The 22,955-nt window shown below is 58.8% G+C and carries 23 protein-coding genes and 1 other annotated feature; of the genes, 16 read left to right on the top strand and 7 right to left on the bottom strand.

Annotated elements, in window-relative coordinates; all coding sequences use genetic code 11:
* Positions 1-18: 18 nt before the first annotated feature.
* Both tgt and brnQ read left to right on the top strand, forming a co-directional pair.
* Positions 19-1,161: a tRNA guanosine(34) transglycosylase Tgt gene (gene tgt, locus PGS25_RS05895; RefSeq protein WP_270417977.1), complete on the top strand. Its 1,143-nt coding sequence runs from the start codon at positions 19-21 to the stop codon at positions 1,159-1,161.
* 72 nt (positions 1,162-1,233) lie between these two features.
* The gene (gene brnQ / locus PGS25_RS05890) at positions 1,234-2,517 is read left to right on the top strand and encodes a branched-chain amino acid transport system II carrier protein (RefSeq protein WP_270417976.1); all 1,284 of its coding nucleotides are present in this window, start codon (positions 1,234-1,236) and stop codon (positions 2,515-2,517) included.
* A gap of 67 nt (positions 2,518-2,584) precedes the next feature.
* Here the strand turns inward: brnQ and PGS25_RS05885 are convergent, their stop codons facing one another.
* From PGS25_RS05885 to aroF, 7 genes are all read right to left on the bottom strand, one after another.
* Complete coding sequence (locus PGS25_RS05885; protein WP_270417975.1) at positions 2,585-5,587, bottom strand: S-layer homology domain-containing protein; 3,003 nt, start codon at positions 5,585-5,587, stop codon at positions 2,585-2,587.
* 99 nt (positions 5,588-5,686) lie between these two features.
* Positions 5,687-7,072 carry a shikimate kinase gene (locus PGS25_RS05880; RefSeq protein ID WP_270417974.1) on the bottom strand — a complete coding sequence of 462 codons (1,386 nt, stop codon included), beginning with the start codon at positions 7,070-7,072 and terminating at the stop codon, positions 5,687-5,689.
* Between the two features lie 3 nt (positions 7,073-7,075).
* On the bottom strand, positions 7,076-8,347 hold the full coding sequence (gene aroA / locus PGS25_RS05875) for a 3-phosphoshikimate 1-carboxyvinyltransferase (protein WP_270417973.1): 1,272 nt from the start codon (positions 8,345-8,347) through the stop codon (positions 7,076-7,078).
* A 15-nt stretch (positions 8,348-8,362) separates the two neighbouring features.
* Positions 8,363-9,493, bottom strand: a complete 1,131-nt coding sequence (pheA, locus tag PGS25_RS05870) for a prephenate dehydratase (RefSeq protein WP_270417972.1) — start codon at positions 9,491-9,493, stop codon at positions 8,363-8,365.
* Entirely contained in the window at positions 9,486-10,580 is a 1,095-nt protein-coding gene (aroC, locus tag PGS25_RS05865; protein ID WP_270417971.1) for a chorismate synthase, read from the bottom strand. The genes pheA and aroC overlap by 8 nt, the downstream gene beginning before the upstream one ends.
* Positions 10,581-10,592: 12 nt before the next feature.
* Complete coding sequence (gene aroB, locus PGS25_RS05860; RefSeq protein ID WP_270417970.1) at positions 10,593-11,636, bottom strand: 3-dehydroquinate synthase; 1,044 nt, start codon at positions 11,634-11,636, stop codon at positions 10,593-10,595.
* A 155-nt stretch (positions 11,637-11,791) separates the two neighbouring features.
* The gene (gene aroF / locus PGS25_RS05855; protein ID WP_118359573.1) at positions 11,792-12,808 is read right to left on the bottom strand and encodes a 3-deoxy-7-phosphoheptulonate synthase; all 1,017 of its coding nucleotides are present in this window, start codon (positions 12,806-12,808) and stop codon (positions 11,792-11,794) included.
* Positions 12,809-12,886: 78 nt separating this feature from the next.
* Positions 12,887-13,137 (bottom strand) — a binding site (T-box leader).
* A gap of 290 nt (positions 13,138-13,427) precedes the next feature.
* Between aroF and PGS25_RS05850 the strand changes: the two genes are divergently transcribed.
* The 14 genes from PGS25_RS05850 (at position 13,428) to PGS25_RS05785 (ending at position 22,719) form a co-directional block, all read left to right on the top strand.
* The gene (locus tag PGS25_RS05850) at positions 13,428-14,324 is read left to right on the top strand and encodes a stage III sporulation protein AB (protein WP_270417969.1); all 897 of its coding nucleotides are present in this window, start codon (positions 13,428-13,430) and stop codon (positions 14,322-14,324) included.
* Entirely contained in the window at positions 14,318-14,836 is a 519-nt protein-coding gene (locus PGS25_RS05845) for a stage III sporulation protein AB (RefSeq protein WP_270417968.1), read from the top strand. The genes PGS25_RS05850 and PGS25_RS05845 overlap by 7 nt, the downstream gene beginning before the upstream one ends.
* A 13-nt stretch (positions 14,837-14,849) precedes the next feature.
* Positions 14,850-15,044, top strand: coding sequence for a stage III sporulation protein AC (gene spoIIIAC / locus PGS25_RS05840; RefSeq protein ID WP_110436696.1), 195 nt, complete (start codon positions 14,850-14,852; stop codon positions 15,042-15,044).
* Positions 15,045-15,046: 2 nt separating this feature from the next.
* Entirely contained in the window at positions 15,047-15,433 is a 387-nt protein-coding gene (locus PGS25_RS05835) for a SpoIIIAC/SpoIIIAD family protein (RefSeq protein WP_270417967.1), read from the top strand.
* Positions 15,430-16,542: a stage III sporulation protein AE gene (locus PGS25_RS05830; RefSeq protein WP_270417966.1), complete on the top strand. Its 1,113-nt coding sequence runs from the start codon at positions 15,430-15,432 to the stop codon at positions 16,540-16,542. The genes PGS25_RS05835 and PGS25_RS05830 overlap by 4 nt, the downstream gene beginning before the upstream one ends.
* Complete coding sequence (locus tag PGS25_RS05825) at positions 16,539-17,015, top strand: stage III sporulation protein AF (RefSeq protein ID WP_270417965.1); 477 nt, start codon at positions 16,539-16,541, stop codon at positions 17,013-17,015. The genes PGS25_RS05830 and PGS25_RS05825 overlap by 4 nt, the downstream gene beginning before the upstream one ends.
* Entirely contained in the window at positions 17,012-17,557 is a 546-nt protein-coding gene (locus PGS25_RS05820; protein ID WP_270417964.1) for a hypothetical protein, read from the top strand. Before PGS25_RS05825 ends, PGS25_RS05820 begins: the two co-directional genes overlap by 4 nt.
* Positions 17,558-17,587: 30 nt before the next feature.
* Positions 17,588-18,118 carry a SpoIIIAH-like family protein gene (locus PGS25_RS05815; RefSeq protein WP_118761542.1) on the top strand — a complete coding sequence of 177 codons (531 nt, stop codon included), beginning with the start codon at positions 17,588-17,590 and terminating at the stop codon, positions 18,116-18,118.
* A 103-nt stretch (positions 18,119-18,221) separates the two neighbouring features.
* The gene (locus PGS25_RS05810) at positions 18,222-18,668 is read left to right on the top strand and encodes an Asp23/Gls24 family envelope stress response protein (protein WP_110436702.1); all 447 of its coding nucleotides are present in this window, start codon (positions 18,222-18,224) and stop codon (positions 18,666-18,668) included.
* Between the two features lie 157 nt (positions 18,669-18,825).
* Positions 18,826-19,305, top strand: a complete 480-nt coding sequence (gene nusB, locus PGS25_RS05805; protein ID WP_118285986.1) for a transcription antitermination factor NusB — start codon at positions 18,826-18,828, stop codon at positions 19,303-19,305.
* A complete protein-coding gene (locus tag PGS25_RS05800; RefSeq protein WP_118645655.1) occupies positions 19,298-20,227 on the top strand; it encodes a DNA-binding protein in 930 nt (309 codons plus the stop codon). The genes nusB and PGS25_RS05800 overlap by 8 nt, the downstream gene beginning before the upstream one ends.
* 98 nt (positions 20,228-20,325) lie before the next feature.
* Positions 20,326-21,600: an exodeoxyribonuclease VII large subunit gene (xseA, locus tag PGS25_RS05795; RefSeq protein ID WP_270417963.1), complete on the top strand. Its 1,275-nt coding sequence runs from the start codon at positions 20,326-20,328 to the stop codon at positions 21,598-21,600.
* Position 21,601: 1 nt separating this feature from the next.
* Complete coding sequence (gene xseB / locus PGS25_RS05790) at positions 21,602-21,838, top strand: exodeoxyribonuclease VII small subunit (RefSeq protein ID WP_117490672.1); 237 nt, start codon at positions 21,602-21,604, stop codon at positions 21,836-21,838.
* Entirely contained in the window at positions 21,835-22,719 is an 885-nt protein-coding gene (locus tag PGS25_RS05785; RefSeq protein WP_118761545.1) for a polyprenyl synthetase family protein, read from the top strand. The genes xseB and PGS25_RS05785 overlap by 4 nt, the downstream gene beginning before the upstream one ends.
* The last annotated feature ends 236 nt before the right edge of the window (positions 22,720-22,955 follow it).

The raw sequence follows: 22,955 nt of genomic DNA, 5'->3' as shown, positions 1-22,955 counted from the left end.
ACAGGATAAGAGGGAATTATGGAAATCGGAAAATTTAACCTAATCAAAACCGAGGGCCGCGCCCGTCGCGGCGAGTTCTGCACGGCACATGGTGTGGTACAGACGCCGGTATTCCAGAATGTCGGCACAGCGGGTGCCATCAAGGGGGCAGTTGACGCGTTCGACCTCAAGGAGCTTGGCTGTCAGATTGAGCTGTCCAACACCTATCATCTGCACGTCCGTCCGGGCGACCAGATCGTCAAGCAGATGGGCGGTCTGCACAAATTCATGCGCTGGGACGGTCCGATGCTGACCGACTCCGGCGGATTTCAGGTGTTTTCGCTGGCGACCCTGCGCAAGATCAAGGAGGAAGGCGTAACCTTCCACTCGCACGTTGACGGCCGCAAGATCTTCATGGGACCGGAGGAGAGCATGCGGATCCAGTCCAACCTTGGCTCGGACATTGCGATGGCGTTCGACGAGTGTATCGAGAACCCCGCGCCGCGTGAGTATGTAAAAAACTCCATTGACCGTACCACGCGCTGGCTCAAACGCTGTAAAACCGAGCTTGACCGTCTGAACACGCTGCCGGATACGGTAAACCCGCACCAGCTGCTGTTCGGTATCAATCAGGGCGGCACTTATGATGACCTGCGTATCGAGCACATGGAAGCGATTGCGGAGCTGGATCTGCCGGGTTATGCCATCGGCGGTCTTGCCGTCGGTGAAAGCACCGAGGTCATGTACCATATTCTCGATGTTGTTCTGCCGCATGCGCCCGAGAATAAGCCACGCTACCTGATGGGTGTCGGCACACCGAGCAACATTATTGAAGGTGTTGCCCGCGGTATTGATTTCTTCGACTGCGTTATGCCGACCCGCAACGCGCGTCACGGTCATCTGTTCACGCATAACGGCATCCTGAACATTATGAATGCCAAGTACCAGACCGATGACCGTCCGATCGAAGAAGGCTGTCAGTGCCCGACCTGTCAGCGGTTCAGCCGCGCCTATCTGCGCCACCTGCTCAAGAGCGGTGAAATGCTGTCCCAGAGACTGCTCGTTATGCACAATCTGTGGTTCTACAACCACCTCATGCAGGAAATCCGTGACGCACTCGATAATGGCACATTCGAGGACTATCGCGCAGAATACAGCGAAAAAATGAGCAAACGCATCTGACTCGGATGCAAACCCGGGCGCCATTGTCCCGCGATGATGGCGCTTTCACTATTCATAAGGAGGAGAACTGCTATGCAAAAGTTAAACCGAAGGAGCCTGCTTCTGGTAGGTTTTACGCTGTTTTCCATGTTTTTCGGCGCCGGAAACCTGATTTTCCCGCCGTATCTCGGTGCACAGGCGGGCACTGTCGCGTGGCTGGCCTTTGTCGGATTTGCGGTCAGCGCGATCGGTCTGCCGGTTATTGGCGTGATCGCTGTCGCGCGTGCAGGCGGGCTGTCCGAGCTGGCCGGGCGTGTGCATCCGCGATTTGCGCAGATATTTGCGCTGCTGGTTTACCTGTCGATCGGTCCGTGTCTGGCCATCCCGCGCACGGCGAGTACATCGTTCCAAATGCTCGCGCCGCTCATCGGCGGAGATGCAATGCGGCAGCTGATTTACTCTATCGTGTTCTTTGCGGCAGCGTTTTTCGTTGCACTGCACCCGGAAAAGCTGACAAGCTGGCTCGGACGCATTCTGTGTCCGACGCTGATCGTACTGATTTTCGTGCTGTTTTTCGGCTGCCTGTTTCATCCGGTGGCAGAGCATTACGGCGTGCCGACCGCAGACTACGCTTCGCTGCCGGGCCTGACGGGCATTCTGAATGGCTACCAGACAATGGATACGCTGGCGGCACTCAATTTCGGCGCGGTTATCGCGCTGAATATTCGGGATTACGGTATCGAGGACGAACAGCAGGTGCGCCGCAGCACCATCCGTGCAGGCTGGATTGCAGGCGCAATGCTGCTTCTGGTTTACGCGATGCTGACGCACGTTGGCGCACTGTCCGGCGCGGCATGGCCGGGCGGCTCGACCGGCGCGGACACGCTGAGCAATATTGCCAGAGGTCTGTTTGGCCCGGTCGGGCAGGTGCTGCTTGCCGCAATTTTCGTCATTGCATGCTTCAATACCTGTGTCGGCCTGATTGCCTGCGTCGGTCAGTATTTCCATGAGCTGCTGCCGCGTATTCCGTATCCGGCCATTGCGGCGTTCTTTGCTGCGGCCAGCATGATTATTTCGAATATCGGTCTGGCGGGTATTATCCGTCTGTCCACGCCGGTGCTGAACGCGATTTATCCGGTCGCTATCGTGCTGATCGTGCTGTCGTTCCTCCCGAAGCCGGAGAAACACGGTGCGGTTTACCGCCTCTGCATTGCCTTTACTGCTGTGCAGAGCATTGCCGCGGCATTCCCGATTCCGGTCTTGTCGCCGCTGCTGCGGGCGCTGCCGCTGAACGCACTCGGCTTCGGCTGGCTGATTCCGGCTGCGGTCGGTCTGCTGATTGGCTTGCTGCTTCCGAAGAAAACTGAAAAGGCATAAGAAAACACCCGTCAAGATTTTTCTTGACGGGTGTTGTTGTTGCAAAACTGCGGTTGCGCGGCAGCTATCAGAACAGAGCCAGAATTTTCGCAATTTCACCGCGGGTGATATTGCCGTTCGGTCGGATGGTACCATCCGAGTAACCGCCGATGACACCGGCGGAAACGCAGGTCTTGACTTGCTCGGTCGCCCACGTTGGAATTACGGACGCGTCCGTGTAATTCAGGCTGACCGCCGCATAGCCGCGCGGCAGGCAGCGGCCGATGACCGTCATAACCTCAGCGCGCGTCATGGTGGCCTGCGGGTTGAAGTACAGCTTGCCGTTGCTGCCCGAGCCGTTCATAATGTTCGCACGCGAAACTGCGGCAACTGCGCCGCGTGCCCAACTCGGGATGCTGTCCTCATCAGCAAAGCCGAGCGTGCCGGAGGTGCTGGAGGTATCCAGATTCAGCAGACGCGCCATCGTCACCGCGAACTCCTGACGGGTTAGGTTGCGGTTCGGGCGGAAATAGGTACTGCCGTTTGCGGTTTCGCCCTTCATGATGCCGCGTGCGCTCAGCAGGGAAGCGTAGCCGTTCGCCCAATGCGATGCGGTGTCCGTGAACACGTTGGATGCCGAACCGGCGGTTACGGTCGCACAAACGCGCGTGCGGTTGCCTGCATCATCGGACACGTCGGCAGTCACGGTATGCGTACCGGCAGACAGCGTGCCGGTTGTAATGGTCATGGTCGAGCCGCTCATCACAGCTGCACCGGAAACGGCTTTGCCGTCCACCTTGACCGCAATATTGCTTGCGCGCACCGGATATTTGCCGTTTTCCATGGTGGCAGTGCCGGAAAGCGCGGCATTTGTGCCGATGCTGACCGTTGCCGAGGTCGTATTCAGCTTGACCGACGGCGCATCCGTATTCGTCACCGCATGATCTGCGCTCAGTACGATCTGGTCGAGGTACAGCGCCGAGCCGCCGGAGCCTGCGCCGGATTTGTCAAACCGCAGACCGGTGAACTGCTGTGCGCCGTCCGGCACGCTTGCCGTCAGCTGCTTCCAGCTGTTGCCGGTTGCAGCGGACAGGGGAGCGGTCAGCTCATTGCCTTCCGCGTCGGCAAACACCGCCGTGAGCGTGCCTGCCGTGTTCCTGCTGTGCGCCCACAGTGTCAGGTGCTTCATGCTCGAAGCATCAGCCGCCGGAACGGAAATCGTAAAGCCGTCCGTACCGGTGCCGTTCCACATCGCCTTGAGCGAACCGGTGCCGCGTGCCACCGAGGTGTAATCCGTTACCCGCGAGAGCGTCACGCCGTCCGATGCGGTCAGATTGTTCAGACCGCTTTCAAAATCCGCAACGGTATGAGCGCTCTGCGCGTCGCCCATGCCGACATTGACCGAAATGGACTTGCTTACGCTGCCATACGAGCAGGTGAGCGTGCCGGAGGCCATCCGGCTGCCCGCAGTGAACACGCCGTCCGCATTTACCGCACCGACATCGCCGGACACGCTCCACTTGAAGCAGGAATCCGCAGCTCCCATCGTATGACCGAGGTGATACGCGAGCGCATCTACGTTGATGCTCTGGCTCGGTTTGACCGAGATAGAGCTGAGCGCTTTGCCGCCGCTCTGCAGTGCGATCGAGTCCACACCGGTGGTGATGCACACGTTCATCGAGCCGGAAACCGTGCCGTTTGAGCCGGTAATGGTCGCGCGACCGGCCTTGCTGCCCGCGGTGAAGGTTTGGCCGGAGACCGTGCCCAACTCATCATTCACCGTGTAGCTGAGGTCGGTCGGTGCGTCCGCCGAGGCGTAAGACGCATCTGCACCCTTGACCGAGAACCAGGTACTTCCGCCCGGGAGCACATAGCGGTGGCTGGGCGTGAGCACAGCATGAGCCGTCACGCCGTCCGACGCGATGTTGTTCACAAAGAAAATGTAGTTGGCGCACGCGCGCTGTGAGCCGTCCGACGGCTGGGAGATCAATGCTGCGGTGCTCTCGCCGGGATTGCGGACCGCCATCGCGGAGGAGCCGCCGCCATCCAGACAGATGGCGCGGACACAGCCGAGATCCTTCAGCTCCTGACCGAGTTCTGCCGCCGTCAGACCGACGCTGTACGAGGGCTGGTTGCCGTCGATTTCATACAGAACAACCGTGCCGTCCGCCTTCACGCCGACTGCGCTGCGTGCTCTGCGGGTCGAGCCTGCGTCGATGCCGTCGGTCGTGATCGTACTGTTGTCCATCAGCAGCTTGCCGCCGACTGCGTACTGCACGTCGCTCCAGCTGCTGTCATTCGATGCGATGGACAGCGTGACTTCCTCGCCAACCTCGAAATCCACCCACGAGGGCACATTTGCGCCATCCGACTTGGTGAGCACCATCTGGTTTTTTGTGATCGTAATGGGACTGCTGCCCGTGCCCTTGTTCACGACCTTGAGCTTGACCGAGCCGTTGACCTTGACCGGTGTATCATCCACGCGCTCAAGGATAATGCTCGTGCCCTTGGCTGCAAAGTGCGTCGAGTCATCGTAGTTGTGATCGAGCAGGTACGCGCCAGCCGTCGTGCGCGTCTTGTTGAAGTAGGATACGTTGACCGTGCCGCTCTTGCCGCTCACGCGGATGCCCATAGTCGGGCGGCCGAGGACAGCTGTGCCGTCCTTCTTGAAGCCGACCGCGTACTGCCAGGCATCGGACGAAATGAGCTCGCCGCTGTCGATGACCAGACCGATCGGGATGCCGGTGGACATAACGAAAAAGTCTGCATTCGTGCCGCCGAGCACGGTTTTACCCTGATTCTGCAGATATTTCGCCGCGTTTGTGATAGTGGCCTTGCTGCCGTACAGCTGCTCATCGGCGTAGACCATGATGGGCGTTACACCGGTGTTCGGCGAGTATGTCAGTACGTTCGCGCGCTGTAGACCGGCGCTGTTTTTGCCCTCGGTGCGGCTGTATTGCAGGCCGCTGCCGAGAGAGTAGGTGTAGCTGAAGCTGTTATCGAAAACGGCTCCGGCAGCACCTGCGCATAGCTGCAGAGCGGCAAGCGCGGCTGCAATCAGGCGGCAGGGATGTTTGGCTGATGTTCTCATAATCCTTTGAGTTCCTCCTTTTATTGCGGATGTGAAAAAGGGACATACTTTTCAGTATGTCCCTAATTGTAAACGCATCTGGTGGATTTGTCCAGTGCTTTACACGCTCTTTACTACTTTTTCCAGAACCTCGGACAGCCTGGGACTGCGCACCGCGATATCGGCCACTCGATGGTAGAGCGCCTTGCGTGCATTGTACAGGCGGCGTGTTTCCGCCTGCTTGTCCGGCTTATCGAGCAGCGGGCGATTCGTGGAATAGGAAAGGTTCTTCATAATGCGGTAGAACGGTGTGTCGAGCAAGATGAGCAGACCGGTCTCCTTGACAGCCGCCACATTCTCCGGACGGAGGACAGAGCCGCCGCCGAGCGCAAGCACGATGCCGTCTTTCTGCGCCAGCTCTTTAATGTACGCGGTCTCGCGGTTGCGGAAGTAGGCTTCGCCCTTTTCAGCGAAAATCTCGGAGATTTTCTTGCCTTCCTTCGCCTCAAGGTAGATGTCCGCATCAATAAATTCCAGTCCGGTCAGACGCGCCAGCTTACGGCCGATGGTGGTCTTGCCGCTGCCCATAAAGCCGCACAGCACCAGGTTTTTCTTGCCATGCTTCTCGTGCAGACGCTTGACCGCCATTTTGCCGTAGGTGCGGCGCAGAATGGTTTCGCACGCCTGCGGCTCAAAGGTCACGCCGGTCCAGATGGTCTGCGCGTGCGCCGCCTGCATGACCAGCATGAACAGTCCGTCGCGTGTTTTGGCCTTGCGCGGATTGGCGAGCTTCATGGTCGAGGTCACCGGCGGATTGTAGATCGCATCGAACACATACTCGGTCTTGTGCGGCAGATAATGCAGCGGAGCCGCGTTTTCCTTCGGGTACATGCCCACCGGCGTGGAATTGAGCACGATATGAATATCGCGCGGAATGTGCCGGCGGCTGAACACGGAAATGCGTGCGCCCGGAACGGCATCGGTCAGCTGCTTCTGCAGTGCCTCCGCCTTCTCGAGATTGCGTCCCGTGATGGTCAGATACGCGCCCTGCGTCACGCAGTGGTATGCCATCACGGAAGCCGCGCCGCCATAGCCGAGCAGCAGCACCTTTTTACCCTGGAGCGATACGCCGTCACGGTTCAGCGACTCCGCAAAGCCGAGGATATCCGTGTTGAAGCCGGTCGCCTTGCCGTCCGCAAAGCGGACCGTGTTGACCGAGTGCAGGTCGCGGGCAGCAGTGTCGATGTCGTCCAGCAGCGGGATGACGGCCTTTTTGTGCGGAATCGTGCAGTTGATGCCGCCGAGCTTGCGCTTGGCCAGCTCGAACGCTTCCGGTAAATCCTCCGGCGGCACGGCAACGCCGATGTAGTCCGCGTCCTGACCGGAGGCCTCGAACAGCTGCGCGTGCAGTTCCGGACTCATCGTGTGGCCGAGCGGCCAGCCAAACAGGGCATAGGTGGTCTTTTTCGGCTCGAAAGCGCGAAATTCGTCCATGGAAAACAGCATAACTCAGTCCCCCAGACGTTCGAGGGTGTTGAAGAAATCGGGGTAGGAGATGGCAACGACCTCCGGCTCGTCAATGCGGCTTACGCCCTCGGCTGCCAGACCGAGCACGGCAAGGCTCATCGCAATGCGGTGGTCCTTATAGGTCTCGAACGATGCGCCGTGCGGCTTTGCACCGCCGTGCACGATCATGCCGTCGTCGGTCTCCTCGACAGCTACGCCGGCCTTGGTCAGTTCTGCGACCATAGCGGCAATGCGGTTGGACTCCTTGACCTTGAGCTCCTGCGCGTCGCGGATAACGGTTTCGCCCTCAGCGAATGCAGCGGCTACCGCGATAACGGGCAGCTCGTCAATCAGGCGCGGGATGATAGCGCCGCCGATTTCCACGCCGTGCAGCTTGCTGTACTTGACGGTCAGGTCGCACATCGGCTCGGCCTCATCGCGGAAGTTCGACTCGGTGATGTCCGCACCCATGTCGCGCAGAACGTCCAGAACGCCCGTGCGGGTCGGATTGACGCCCACGTTTTTAATCGTCAGCTCACTGCCCGGAATGATCGCACCGGCAACGAGGAAGAACGCCGCGGACGAGATATCGCCCGGAACCGCAATATCGACCGCATGGAGATCCTCCGGCGGGTCGAGCGTGATGGTGCTGCCGCTGGTCTCAATCTCAACGCCGAGTGCGCGGAACATGCGCTCGGTGTGGTCGCGGGAGGGAGCCGGCTCGATAACGGTCGTCTGGCCCTCGGCGTACAGACCTGCCAGCAGGATGGCGCTCTTGAGCTGAGCGGATGCTACCGGCAGACGGTATTCAATACCGTGCAGCTCGCTCGGGAACAGGGTCAGCGGGCAGAAATTGTCGTTCTTGCCCTCAATGGACGCGCCCATTTCACGCAGCGGCTTCATCACGCGGCCCATCGGGCGCTTCTGGATGGACGGGTCGCCGCTCATGGTAACGGTGAACGGCTGACCGGCCAGAATGCCGCACAGCAGGCGGGTGGTCGTGCCGGAGTTGCCGGTGTACAGCGCTTCTGACGGCGCTTCGAGACCGTGCAGACCAACGCCTTCCACGATAACCTCGTCATCGGTGATGTTGATCTCGACACCCATCTTGCGGAAGCAGTCAATGGTGGACAGGCAGTCCTCGCCCATCAGAAAGCCGGTGATGTGGGTGGTGCCGTTGGCAAGTGCGCCGAGCATAACGGCACGGTGCGAGATGGATTTGTCGCCCGGCACGGTAATTTCACCGCGCAAAGGGCCGCAGGGTTGAATTTGCATGGGTTTGTACTCCTTTTATTCGTTAGGCACGCAATAGCTGCCGATTACTTTGATATAGGGAAGCTCCTCATGAAGCTGATACAGCAGGGACTGCACCGCATGGTCGCGCATGTTGCCGGTGAAATCGACATAGAACACATAGCACCACGGGCTGTCCTTGAGCGGACGTGAGTGGATTTCGGTCATGTCGATGCCGTAGTGCGCGATGGTGTCCAGCACGGTGATGAGCGTACCGGACGCATTGGGAATGTGGAATGCGATCTCGATGCGGTTGTCCTCTGGCTGACAGGTCAGCGTTTTGCTTACCGCGATAAAGCGCGTTTCGTTGTGCTTCATGTCGTTGATGCCCTCGGCGAGAATATCGAGACCGTAGCGCACCGCCGCCTCCTGCGAGCAGATGGCAGCAAGGCTCTTGTCGCCCTTTTTCTGCACGTTCTGGGCCGCAATGGCGGTGTTTGCCACCTCGATGGCCTCCAGATCGTGCTCGGAAATGAAGCTGTGGCACTGCGGCAGCGCATGCGGATGCGAGCAGACACGCTTTACATCCTCGAGCTTTGTGCCGGGCACCGCCGCCAGACAATGCGAGATTTTCTTGATGTACGAGCGGTTGATGTACAGGTCGTAGTCAAGCAGAAGGTCATAGACTTCACTGACCGTGCCTGCGGTTGTGTTCTCGACCGGCACAACGCCGATATCGGCTTTGCCGTCGCGGACGGACTGGAAAACCTGCTCCCAGGTGGGGACGTTGTGCGGTTCGCAGTTCGGGAACAGCGCCCGCGCGGCCAGCTCCTGATACGCACCCGGAACTCCCTGATAGAATACGGTTTTCGGCTCGATAAGCGATTCGCTCGGCTTAAACGGGAACTTTTCCGGCGCCTGACGCAGAATTTCGCTGTACTGATACTCGCGGCTTGCACGGATCATGCTCTGCAGAAGGGAAACATACTTGAGCTGCAGCTCCTCCTCCATACCGGCGGAGCGCTTCTCAACGATTTCCGCTTCACGGTCGGGCTTGTAGATTTTATCATCCGACTGCGCCTTGGTCTTTGCGACTTCGAGAGCCAGCGACATACGCAGCAGGAACAGTTCCCGGATGGCGGAGTCCACGCGGTTGATGTCCTGACGGATTTCGGGAAGTTCACGCATGATAACCCTTCGCCTCCCTCAGAAGATCTGCCAGTGCAACGGCGCAGGCGGCCTCGACCACCGGCGCGGCGCGGGTGACGATGCACGGGTCGTGGCGGCCGTGGATGGACAGCGGCTCGACCTTGCCGGTGCGGATGTTGAGCGTATCCTGCACCATGCCGATGGACGGCGTAGGCTTGATGCACGCGCGGACAATGAGCGGCATACCGCTCGTGATGCCGCCAAGGATGCCGCCGTTGTTGTTGGTTTCGGTCTTGACAACCCCGTTTTCCTCATAAAACGGATCGTTTGCGTGTGAGCCGCGCAGCGCAGCGAAGGCAAAGCCTGCGCCGAACTCCACGCCCTTGACAGCGGGCACGCCGAACAGGATAGAGGACAGGCGGCTCTCCACGCTGTCGAGCATCGGGCTGCCGATACCGGCCGGCAGGCCGACGGCTGCGCACTCGATGACGCCGCCAACCGAATCCTGTTCCTCACGTGCTTCCTCGATAGCGGCCAGCATGGCTTCAAGCGCACGCGGATTGTTCACCGGGTATTCGGCGTTCCGCAGCGCATCCAGCTGCTCGGCGGTAACTTCCACATCGTCGAACGGCATATCCTGAATCTGCGCGATGGACTGGATGTGCGCGCCGACCGTCACGCCCTGTTCCTTGAGCCACAGCTTGCACAGCGCACCGGCGAACACCAGCGGAGCTGTCAGCCGGCCGGAGAAATGGCCGCCGCCTCGCGGGTCGTTGCAGGAATCGTAGCGCAGCATACCCGTGTAGTCCGCGTGACCGGGACGCGGCTGTGCCGCCAGCTCGGCGTAGTCGTTCGAGCGCTGATTGGTGTTGCGGATGACGGCACAGATGGGCGTGCCGGTCGTTTTGCCGTTGTAGATGCCGGACTGAATTTCCGGCCTGTCCGGCTCCTTGCGCGCGGTGGACTGCTTGTTGCGGCCCGGTGCGCGGCGCTCCATCTCACGCAGGACAAACGCCTCGTCATATGCCACACCGGACGGGAATCCGTCTATCACAACGCCGATGCCCGTGCCATGCGATTCACCGAAAATGGAAATTTTAATTGCATTGCCCCAGGTAGAACCCATGCTTCTCCCTCCTTACAGCTTCAGAATGTATTCGTGCAGCTTTTCTGCGTCAATCGGCGTAATTTCCGCCCGACCGGCTTCGCGCACGAGGATAAAGTTGACCGTTGCACCGAATTTCTTCTTGTCCGACAGCAGAGCATTAAAGATGGACTCGCGGTCGTAGTTCAGCTCGGTCGGCAGACCGATGTGCTTCAACAGGTCGATGAGCGGCGCTGTCAAATCCTCGTTGCCCAGCAGAGCGGACAGCCGCATCGCGGCCACCATGCCGATCGCCACCGCCTGACCGTGGGTGAGGTCGGTGTAGTTGCCCAGTTTTTCTGCCGCGTGGCCGATGGTGTGGCCGAAGTTCAGTATCATGCGAAGTCCGGTGTCGTGCTCGTCGATGGCAACTACATCGCGCTTGATCTTAACGCACTCGTAAATGATATTCTCAATGTTGGACTTGTAGTCCGGCTGAGAAACCATCGTCAGGATTTCCCGGTTGGAAATGTAGCCGTACTTAACGACCTCGGCCATGCCGTCCGCAAAGGTGCTGTCCGGCAGGGAAGCGAGCACGTTCGGGTCGATGAGCACGAGCCGCGGCTGATAGAACGCGCCGACAAGGTTTTTGCCCTCGGGCAGATCAACGCCGGTCTTGCCGCCAACCGAGGAATCCACCTGCGCGAGCAGCGTGGTCGGAATCTGGCACAGTGATACGCCGCGCAGGAAGGTCGCCGCCGCAAAGCCGGTGATGTCGCCGACAACACCGCCGCCAAGCGCGATGATCAGGTCTTTGCGCGTCATGTCTGCCGCCAGCAGATCATGGTAAATGCCTTCGACCGTGGAAAGCTGCTTGTGCTCCTCACCGGCGGGAATGACCGTGTGCGTCACCGGCAGGGAGAACTGCTTTTCCAGCTTCTCGAGATACAGCGGCGCTACCGTTGAATCCGACACGATATGCACGCGGCTGGGCGAAAAGGTTTCGAGGATTACCGTGCCCGCATGGTCCAGCAATCCGGTTTCGATATGAATTTCGGACACGCCGTTCGCGCCCGTCAGACTCAGCGTTTCTGCCATTTTTACAACACCCTTTTGGTTGAATTAGTAATTAGGAATGAGGAATTAGCAATTAGTAATTAGGAATGAGGAATTAGTAATTGCCGTTATCCTTTATATTTGCGAAGGAGGTCGGTGGAACACCGACCTCCGGCTATCTTACATTATAATGCGTATCAGATTTCTCTGTCAACTGCCGCTGCAACAGCGCGCAGTGCGTTCATGGTGTGGTGGAACGAATCGTAGGTCAGCGACTGTGCACCGTCGGACAGAGCGTGTGCAGGATCGTTGTGAACCTCGATCATCAGACCGTCTGCGCCGGCTGCAACAGCAGCCTTTGCCAGCGGCTCGACCATCCAGTAAATGCCGCCTGCATGGGACGGATCAACGACGACCGGCAGATGGCTCATGCGCTTGAGCACCGGAACGGCGGAAATATCAAGCGTGTTGCGGGTGTACTTCTCGTAGGTGCGGATGCCGCGCTCGCAGAGGATAACGTTCTCGTTGCCGCCCGCCATGATGTACTCGGCGCTCATCAGGAACTCCTCCATGGTGTTTGCGAAGCCGCGCTTGAGCAGGATGGGCTTGCGGGTCTGACCGAGTTCTTTCAGCAGCTCGAAGTTCTGCATATTGCGTGCGCCGACCTGGAAGCAGTCGCATTTGTCCATGAAGATGTCGATGTGCGCCGGATTGGTGATCTCGGTGACAACCGGCAGACCGGTTGCCTCATGCGCCTTGTGCAGCAAGTCCAGACCCTCAGCCTTCAGACCCTGGAAGGAGTACGGGGAAGAACGCGGCTTCCACGCGCCGCCGCGGAGAACGGTAGCGCCGTCTGCCTGCACATGCTTCGCCACGTCGATGATCTGCTCCTCGCTTTCAACCGAGCACGGACCTGCCATAACGACCAGCTTCTTGCCGCCGACAACAACGCCCGGTGCAATCTCAACGGTGGAGTTGTCCGGATGGAACTTGCGGTTTGCCAGCTTGAACGGCTCCTGCACCTTGATGATGTTCTCAACCTGCGGGTCGAGCATGAGTGCGTCCTTGTCAACAGCGCCGGTGTCGCCGACCAGACCGATAACGATGGTGCCCTCGCCGTAGATCGGATTTGCCTTTACGTTCCAGCGCTCGATATGCTGGGACAGTTCCTCAACGTGTTCGTGGGTCGTGCCCTGCTTCATAATGATGATCATGTTGTGTATCTCCTTTATATAGGTGGTATTTGCTGTTTGTCACGGCAGAATGGGTATAAAAAAAGCCCTTCATCCACAAAGAGGGACGAAAGACAAACGGTTCCGCGGTACCACCCACATTCGGCATAACAATGCCGCACTTTTTCGGATACAAATATATCCTATCCCTGTAACGGAGGAAATCCGTCAGCGCCTAATTCGATAGGGTTCAGCGCCGCAGCTCAGGAGGGAACTTCATCGTACCGGCGTCTGCGTCCGTTTCCAGTCATGCCGGACACTCCCTGAAAGCCGCACTTGGAACGATTACTTTCCTCTGTCATCGCTTTGTGCAATATTTGTGTTTATTATATCGCTGGACGGGCGAGTTGTCAATGACTGATTTGACATGGTTCGATGAAAAAATGCATAAATTTTCATGTATTCTGACAAGTCTCTGGCCTTCCGTACGTCAAGCGGATGCGTAATGAACCACCGCAGGGCGGGATGAGGTCATCCTGCCCTGCAATACAGATTGGCAATGAAGGATAATGGTCAATCACAACATTCATTTTCCATCCTCAATCCTCAATTTACCATTCTACTTTGGTAATCTGCGGCATAGTCTGTAGTGGTGATGAAAATGGACAAACGAAAAGCGGCCTTCCGGCAGGCGATTTCGTGCCTGCCGCCGATACGGCGGGCGCAGCTGGAGCGGCTGGACAGGCCGGAGGACATCGAGGAATTACGCTTTCGCGCGGGACAGCCGCCTGCGGCGAAAACAGCCGTCGGAGAGCGGCCGCTCCCGCTTGAGGCGGTCACATCGGCGGAGCTGCGCGAGATGCTCAGCCGCGCCGCGCAGTATTCCGTGCATAGTTATACAGATAGTTTGCGGCACGGCTTTCTGACGTTATCCGGCGGGCATCGGCTGGGCATCTGCGGCACAGCCGCCGAAGAGGACGGCCGCGTTATCGGGGTGCGCGGCCTGAGTTCAATCAACCTGCGCATTGCACATCAAGCCGAGGATTTACAGGCGCAGATTGCCCGTTGGATAGGAACGGACGAGCCGCAGTCTGCCTTGCTCCTGTCACCGCCGGGATATGGCAAAACGACCTTGCTGAGAGAGTGGGTGCGCTATTTCTCCGACCGCGGTTTCACTGCCGCGATTGCGGACGAGCGCAGCGAGATTGCCGCTCTTGCGGACGGTGTACCGCAGCTTGCGGTCGGGCGCTGCACGGATGTGATGGAAGGCTGCTCGAAATGGCAGGCGGCGGTCATGCTGCTCAAAACCATGTCGCCTGCCCTGCTCGCTCTTGATGAAATTACTGCGCCTGAGGACGCAAAGGCGGTATCGCTCTGCACGCACTGCGGAACGGCAGTGATTGCGTGTGCACACGCGGCCGGACTGGATGATCTGCGGCAGCGGCCGATCTACCGTGAGCTGCTCGCGCTCGGCGTATTTCATCAGGCGGTTATTATCGAAAAACGGGACGGACAGCGGGTCTACCGCATGGAACGATGGGAGGAGACGAAATGTTAAAGCTGATCGGTTCGGTGATGGTGTTCGGCTCATGTGCAGCGCTCGGACTGTCCGCGCGGCAAAATCTGCGGCGCAGAGTGGCGGCGGCAGACGCGATGCTGCTTGCGCTCGGTCTTATCCGCAGTGAGATTTCTGGAAGACGGACACCTATGCCGGAAATTATCGGTCTGCTGGCGGAAAACGAGCAGCCGATCGTCCGCAAAGTCTTTCGCACGCTGCAGCGCCGCCTGCGGGAGCAGAACGGTCTGTCGCTCGGCTACCTGTGGCGCAGCACCTTGCGGGACTGCCGTGCACAGGTCGGACTGGGCACGCAGGAATGCGACATTCTGTGCGACGCCGCAAACTACTTAGGCCGCTACGACGCGGACGAGCAGCTGACCGGACTGTCGCAGGTGGAGCGGCGGCTGGCGGCCTCGCGGGAGGCAGCGCAGGAGGATTTGGCAAATCGGGGAAATCTGTACCGGACCTGCGGCATTGCGCTCGGTCTGCTGGTGATTCTGGTGCTGATCTAAGCGGAGGAAAACAATGGATGTTGATCTGATTTTCCGCATTGCGGCGGTAGGAATTTTAGTGGCTGTGCTCGGACAGCTGCTCTCCCGCTCGGGCAGGGAGGAGCAGGCGCTGATGACGACACTCGCGGGTTTAATTGTCGTTTTGATGCTGATTGTTCAGGAAATCGACCGCCTGTTCACCATGATGAAAAATGTATTTGGGTTTTGACGATGGAATTAGGCTTGATTTGCGGCATTGTCCTTGCGGCGCTCACGCTGTCGCTGGTGCTGAAAAAGGACGCGCCCGCTATCGCGTTTCTGCTGGTGCTGACGGCAGGCGTGCTCCTGCTTTTGCGGGTGTTCAGCGCAGCCGGAAGCGCGGCGCAGCGGTTTTCCGGTCTGCTCTCGCAGTGCGGCTTGGATTCCGCGCTGTATCTGCCGGTGTGCAAGGCAGTCGGTGTGGCGGTCGTGGTGCGGATCGCAGCCGCGCTTTGTCGGGACGCCGGTCAATCCGCGCTTGCCGCCAAGATGGAGATTGCAGGCGCTGTCCTGACGCTTTCCGTGTGCCTGCCGCTTTTCGAGCAGGTGCTCGACCTTATTACGGAGTGGGCGGTATGAGCAAATGCAAACTGGCGCTGAATGCTATTCTCGTGCTCCTGCTGTTCCTGCCGTTCGCGCATGCGGCTGTGAGTGAGGAACAGGTGCAGTCAGTCGGCGGCAGCAGTCTGACTGACGCTATGCCGAACAGTGCGCGGCAATACCTTGACGGCGTATCGCCGGAAAACGCGGACACGCTGTCGGATTCGGTCTCCCGCGTGCTGGAAAACATGACCTCGGACAGCCAAAGTGCGATTCGGACTGCACTTGGCGGACTATTGCGCGTAGCCGTGATTGTGCTGCTGGCCTCGGCAGCGCGCGGCTTTTCTGCGGCGGCGGGCGGCGAGGCCAACGACTGGATCGATATGGCGGCGGCACTCGGCTGTGCGGCAGTACTCCTGCGGGATTTCACGGGTGTGCTGTCGCTCTGCCGCGACACGCTCGACCAGATCGGCGTGTTTTCGGGCACGCTCCAACCGGTGCTCGCCACTGTACTTGCGACCGGCGGCAACACGGCGACCGCAACCGTTTTGCAGGCGGCAACCATGGTAGTGTTCGACCTGGTAATACGGCTGGTGAACGCCCTGCTTGTTCCGGCGGCGTGCGCCTATCTTGCCATCACGGCGGTGGATGCCGCGGCAGGCAACGGCATGCTGCGCGGCATTGCGGACGGCATAAAAACCCTGACCTCGGGTGTACTTAAACTCATTTTAACGCTGTTCACCGCATATCTTGCGATAGCGGGCGGTGTTTCCGGCAACGTGGACCGCATGACGCTAAAGACCGCGAAACTTGCCGTGTCCGGTGCGGTTCCGGTGGTCGGCGGTGTGATTTCGGACGCGACCGAAACCATGCTGTCCGGTGCAGCTCTGCTGCGCGGCTCGATCGGCATTTTCGGGATGCTGTGTGTAGCGGCTATCTGCTTTGTGCCGTTCGTTCGGGCGGGAGCAAGCTATTTGTGCTACAAGGCGGGGGCTGCCGTACTCTCGCCGCTGTGCTCGGACGGCATGAAGCGGTTCCTCGAAAACGTAGGCACCGGCTTCGGTCTGCTGCTCGGCATGCTGAGCACCTGCTGTATGATTTTATTCCTCGAACTCGTGTATATGGTGGCGATGGTGAAACCAATATGACTGAATTACTGCAAACGATATTACTGCGCGTGACGATCGCGGGAGCTGCGTCTGCGGTGGCGCTCAAGCTGGCAGGCGGCGGAGCCTTAAAAGAGGTTGTGAGGACAGCCGCCGGTCTGCTCATGCTGCTGGCGCTTCTGCAGCCGTTGGCGGGACTGCACTTGCTGTCGTGGAACTGGCAGGGGAGCGTCTCGCAGAGCGACTTGGACGAAATGCAGGCGCGCAACATGCAGACCACGATGAGCACGGTCGCGGCGAGCATTGCGAAGGCGGTGCAGCAGCGTGCAGAGGAAGCCGGTATTCCGTGCACGGTGAACGTGGAGATGGCAAACGACGCAGATGGCTTGCTGCAGGTCGATAAAGTGACTGTGTACTACGACAGTACAGCGGCAAATCGCCTCTCCGAGCTGCAAAGTCTGCTGACCAAGGAATGCGGCGTACCCGCAGAACGACAGGAGCTGATCGCAAGATGAAACTGCCGGATAACGAAAACTTAACTGCCGTCAAGGAGAAGATCCTGCCGGTTTTGAAGAAATACCGGGCCGTACTGGCGGTATTGCTCGCGGGCGTGCTGCTGCTCACCTCGGGGCACAGCGGAAACACGGAGCAGGTGCAGACCACAAGTGCGGATACAACGGTTTCGCAGTCGTTCGACCTGAACGATTTTCAACAGGAACTGGAGACGAGGCTTTCGGGGATTTCCGGCGCCGGTCGTGTGGAGCTCATGCTGTCGCTCGACCAGACCGAGGAATCGGTCTACGCGGTCAACACCCGCCAGACAAGCGGGAGTGACAGCCGCAGTCTGGAGAGCGATGTCAGCGTGGTATCGAACGGCAGCTATGGCGAAACGCCCGTGACGGTCAAGCGCGTTCTGCCGGTATTCCGCGGTGCGGTTGTGCTGTGCGATGGCGCGGATGACGCATCCGTTCGGCTGTCCGTCACACAGGCGGTGAGCACGGTGTGCGGCATCGGTGCAGACAAAGTTACGGTTCTGAAAATGCAGTCCGATACATAAGGTATAGCAATTCGTTAGGAGGGCAGGCAGATGAAGAAGATCAAAAAACGCGGAGCGGTCTACGGTGTGATCGCGCTGCTGCTGTGCGCAGCGGCTTATCTGAACTGGAGCTACGTTGACACGCCGGAGGACCTTCTTGCGGCGCAGCAGACCGACGCGCAGGCGGATACGCAGACCGATGCCTCGGTGGACAGTACCGCCGGTGAGGGCGATTATTTTGCATCCTCACGGCTGACGCGTACGCAGGCGAGAGACGAAGCGGTGAGCACGCTCAAGGAGCTCAGTGAGAGCGACACCGCAGACCAGAGTGCAAAAGACGATGCGGCGGCACAGATTTCCGCACTGGCAGATGACACGGTGGCCGAAGCCAATATTGAGAGCCTGATTCGCGCCAAAGGCTACGAGGACGCAGTTGTGATGCTCGGTGACAGCAGCGCGAATATCGTAGTAGCGCCGCCGGACGGCGGTCTGCAGGCCGAGGACGTAGCTGTTATCCGCGATATCGTTATCTCGGAGACCGGCATGACGGCAGGGCAGATCAAAATTGTGGAAGCATCTTAATAGACAGCGTGTATTTTTACTTTGCTTTTTACACAAACTGTGCTATAATGCTCTTAGACAATGCCGGATGATGGGATTGTCTCAAAAAAGGAGAGTGAGCACTATGGCAGATCACAAGGAGTACTGGTCCACCGAAAGCGATCAAGGCTCTATCCGTATCTCTGAGGACGTTGTTGCGTCTATCGCAGCACTGTCGGCCTCGGAAACCAAGGGTGTCAGCGGTTTGTATTCCAGCCTGACGAGCGACATTGTCGGCTTTATCAGTAAAAAGAATTTGTCCAAGGGCGTCCGTATCGAACTCGGCGATGATGATACCGTTAAGGTGGAGATCGGCTTCCTCGCACTGTTCGGCTACAACATTTGTGATGTGGCAAAGGAAGTGCAGGAGAACGTCAAGTCCTCGATCGAGTCCATGACCGGTCTGCGCGTTGTCGAGATCAATGTGCATGTCGGCGGCGTGACCTTCAAGCCGTCCGCTTCGGCTGAGGAAAAGGCCGAGCCGGCACCGTCCGAGACCGAAACTCCGGCGGAGACGGCAGACGCTGAGTAACATGAGCAAAACAGGCATGGCTGCGGCTGTGCCTGTTTTTCTGTTGCCCGGTTTTATGAAATATGGAATACCGCCTTGCGTTTTGCCCGAAAATAGGATAAAATAGTTATACTGAATAATAGGCAAAATTTGCGTAGAATATAGGAGGTCCTGCCGCATGTGTGTGATGAGCAGAACAAAAGCAAGAGAAATTGCGCTGCACCTGATTTTTGAGATGGGGTTCCAGCAGTTTGAAGAAGAAAATCTGAACGAGCGACTGGATGAGGAAATCATGAAGTCCATCAGCGGCGATATCGCACTGTATGCGGGCAAGCTGAGTGAGGAACAGACCGCGTATATCCGCGCGGTGGTAAAGGGCGTGGCAAACGACCTGCCGGTGCTCGATACCATTATCGAGGCCAATTCCAAGGGTTGGTCGCTCAACCGTCTGTCCCACATGACGATCGCGGTACTGCGTCTGGCGCTCTTTGAGATGCGCGATGTGGACGACGTTCCGGTCGGCGTAGCCATCAACGAGGCCGTTGAGCTGGCGAAGAAGTACGACACCGAGGATGCCGCTTCCTTCATCAACGGCGTGCTCGGCTCTGCCGCCCGTGCAGAGTTCCCGCAGGGAAAGCAGGAGAGCACCAATGCCTGAGCGCTTTCTGGGAATTGATACGTCCAACTATCGCACGTCAGCGGCGATTTACAACGCCGAGACCGGCGAGTGGGTCAACCGCGGCGGACTGCTGACCGTGCCGGAAGGCGCGATCGGTCTGCGCCAGTCGGATGCGCTGTTCCAGCATACCGTGCGTCTGCATGAAAAAATCGAGGCTCTGCCGCAGGGAGAGGTGCGCGCCATCGGCGTCAGCACCCGTCCCCGCGCGGTGGAAGGCTCGTATATGCCGTGTTTTCTGGCAGGAGAGAGCGTCGCGCGGAGCGCGGCGCATTTGCTTTCCGTGCCGCTTTTTACCGTGTCCCATCAGCAGGGACATATCGCGGCAGCGGCGCTGTCGGCTGGCAAGCTGGATTTGCTTGACGGCGAATTCCTGGCGTGGCACCTGTCCGGCGGCACGAGTGAGCTGCTGCATGTGAAGTGCGGCGCGGACGGCCTGCCGGACTGCACCTGCATCGGCGGTACGACCGATCTTGCAGCCGGTCAGCTGCTTGATCGCGCGGGAAATCTGCTCGGTCTGCCGTTCCCGTCCGGCGGCGCACTGGATGCGCTGGCGCTTACCGCCGAGCCGGAAAAGGGGTTCAAGCCCAAGGTAAACGAGTGTAAATTCTCGCTCTCCGGTATGCAGAATCAGGTAGAGAATAAATTCAAGACCGCCGAGCCAAAGCAGATGGCGCGTTTTGCACTCGAGACCGTGGCGAATGCCGTTATCAAAGCCACCGAGCAGGCACGCGAGCAGTATCATTGTCCGATTTTATGCGCCGGCGGCGTCATGGCCAGCCAGATCATCCGTGCCCGCATGAATAAGCGGTTCGGCGGGGAGATCTCCTTCGCGGAGCCGACACTTTCGGGAGATAATGCTGTGGGCGTGGCAGTGCTGGCGGCAAAACTTTGTAACAGATAGGAGGTAGGAGTTCGGTGGTAGGGATGGAAAATTGAAAATGGAGGATGGAAAATGAACCAAACTCCTCAGTCCTGCCTCCTCACTCCTAACTTGTTGGAATGGCAACGATTTACACAGTATCTCAATTAAACAATGAAATAAAGGACTTGCTCGATACGATTCCCGGCTACCGCGGGTTAATGGTGCAGGGCGAAATCTCGAACTATAAGGCGCATTCATCCGGACACCACTACATGACGCTCAAGGACGAAAACGCAGCCATCAATGCGGTCATGTTCCGCTCGGATGCGATGCGGCTGAAATTCCGTCTGCAGAACGGCATGAAGGTCATCGTCAAGGCGCGCGTCAGCTCGTTCCCGCGCACAGGCGCGGTGCAGCTTTACGTCTCCGAGATCATTCCGGACGGTGCGGGTGCGCTCAACCTTGCGTTTGAGCAGCTCAAGGCTAAATTGCAGGCGGAAGGCCTGTTCTCCGAGCGGTACAAGAAGCCGATTCCGTCCTGTCCGGACAGTATCGCGCTCGTAACCTCGCCGACCGGCGCGGCGGTGCGCGACATGATCCGCATTCTCGGCAGGCGTTGGCCACTGGCCAAGGTTGTGCTCTATCCGGCGCAGGTGCAGGGACAGGGCGCGGCGGAGAGCATTGCACGCGCGATCGCTCTGGCGAATGCCATCGGCGAAGCAGATGTCATTCTGTGCGGTCGGGGCGGCGGCTCGATGGAGGATTTGTGGGCGTTCAACGAGGAAGTGACTGCCCGGGCGATTTTTGCCTCCGAGATTCCGGTGATTTCCGCGGTCGGTCACGAGCCGGATTTCACGATTGCGGACTTTGTTGCCGATCTTCGTGCGCCTACGCCGTCCGGTGCGGCGGAGCTTGCCGTGCCTGACAGAGCCGAGTACGCGCTGCACTTACGCACACTGGATGCCCGCCTGCACACGGCGGCGCACCGCAGAACAGAGCAGCAGAGAAAGCTGCTGGACGGTCTGCAGGAGCGACTGTCAAACCGCACACCGATGAAATACATCGAGGAAAAACGCCTGCTGCTGACCCAGACCGAGGAACGCTTGTTTTCGGCGGTTCCGGCGCGGCTGGAGACCGAGCACAACCGACTGAACGGACTGCGGCAGCGCCTGCTCGCGGCAGGACAAAGCGGCCTGCATCGCCGTAAACTGCGGTTTGCACAGACCGTAGCGACACTCGACGCAATGAGCCCGCTGCGCGTTCTGGGACGCGGCTATGCGGTAGCGACCAAGGGTGTCAAGCACACGGTCGTAACCGATGCAGCGGCGCTCAAGCAGGGAGACACTCTGCATATTCAATTCGCAAAAGGTGCGGCGAACTGCCGCGTGACCGATATCGAGGAGGACAAGTAACATGGCGGAAAGAACATTTGAAAGCCAGATGGCACGTCTGGAAGAGATCGTGCGGCTGCTCGAGCGCGGTGAAGCACCGCTGAACGAAAGCATGAAGCTGTTCGAGGAGGGCACCAGACTATCCGCGTCCCTCGGCAAGCTGCTGGACAAGGCCGAGCAGAAGGTCACCGTCATGCAGGAGAACATGCAGGGTGAACTCACAGAGCAGCCGTTTGCGGCAGAGGAGGAAGCAAAATGACGTTTTCCGAGCAGTTAAAGGCAGATATTGCGCTCGTTGAACCTGCACTGGAGAAATACCTCTCGCGGGAGACCGGCGAGGGTTACGACCGCATTTTCGAGGCTGCAAAGTACTCCGCGATGGCAGGCGGCAAGCGCCTGCGCCCGGTGATCGTGCTGGAATTCTGCCGCCTGTGCGGCGGCGATATCGAGAAGGCGCTGCCGTTCGCGTGTGCGCTTGAGATGATCCATACCTACTCACTCATCCATGATGACCTTCCGTGCATGGATAACGACGACTTGCGCCGCGGCAGACCGACCTGCCACAAGGCTTTCGATGAAGCGACGGCAGTCCTCGCGGGTGACGGACTGCTGACGGCGGCTTTTGAGACGGCTTCGGCGGCAAAGGATGTTCCGGCGGAGACCATCGTGCGCTGCATTCGTATTCTGGGCGAAAACGCGGGCATGAACGGCATGGTCGGCGGTCAGGTGCTCGATATGGGTGCTGAGCATCGCAAAATCTCGCTCGATGAGCTGCGCCTGCTGCAGAAGCTCAAGACCGGGTGTCTGCTCCGCGCCGCGTGTGAACTCGGCTGTGCGGCCGCCGGTGCGACCGACGAGGACACTCTCGCTCGGGCACGCGCTTACGGCGAAAAGCTGGGTCTGGCGTTCCAGATTGAGGACGATATCCTTGATATTGAGGGAGATGCCGCAACACTCGGAAAATCCATCGGCAAGGACGCGGCCAGTGAGAAATCCACATTTCCGTCTTTGCTCGGTCTGGAGGAATGCCGAGAGCTTGCGGCAAAGCTGACCGAGGAAGCAGTGAACGCGGTAAAACCGCTGGACGGTCATGCATTCCTTGTCGAACTGGCACGCAGCCTGACCGGCCGCACCAGGTAAGACACACATTCACATAAAATTTACACACATTTCTTGAATATTTATGCGTTCTGTGTTAATATAACAGATAAGTGACGTAGTATCCTAGTCAGTTCATGCGATTCCCAAGACGGGCCTAAAAATCCGTAGACGGGCATATCGATGAAGTCTCTGGTGTTTGCTTCTTACGCCCAGTTTGGGGTGGATGCTGGAGGTTAAGGCTTGAGGGCGCGCTTCAATGGCATGAAGTACCGACC

The organism is Butyricicoccus sp. AM78-15b2TA, from assembly GCF_027665985.1.
GTDB classification, from domain to species: domain Bacteria; phylum Bacillota; class Clostridia; order Oscillospirales; family Butyricicoccaceae; genus Agathobaculum; species Agathobaculum butyriciproducens.
This window is presented reverse-complemented; position numbering and strand designations above follow the sequence as displayed.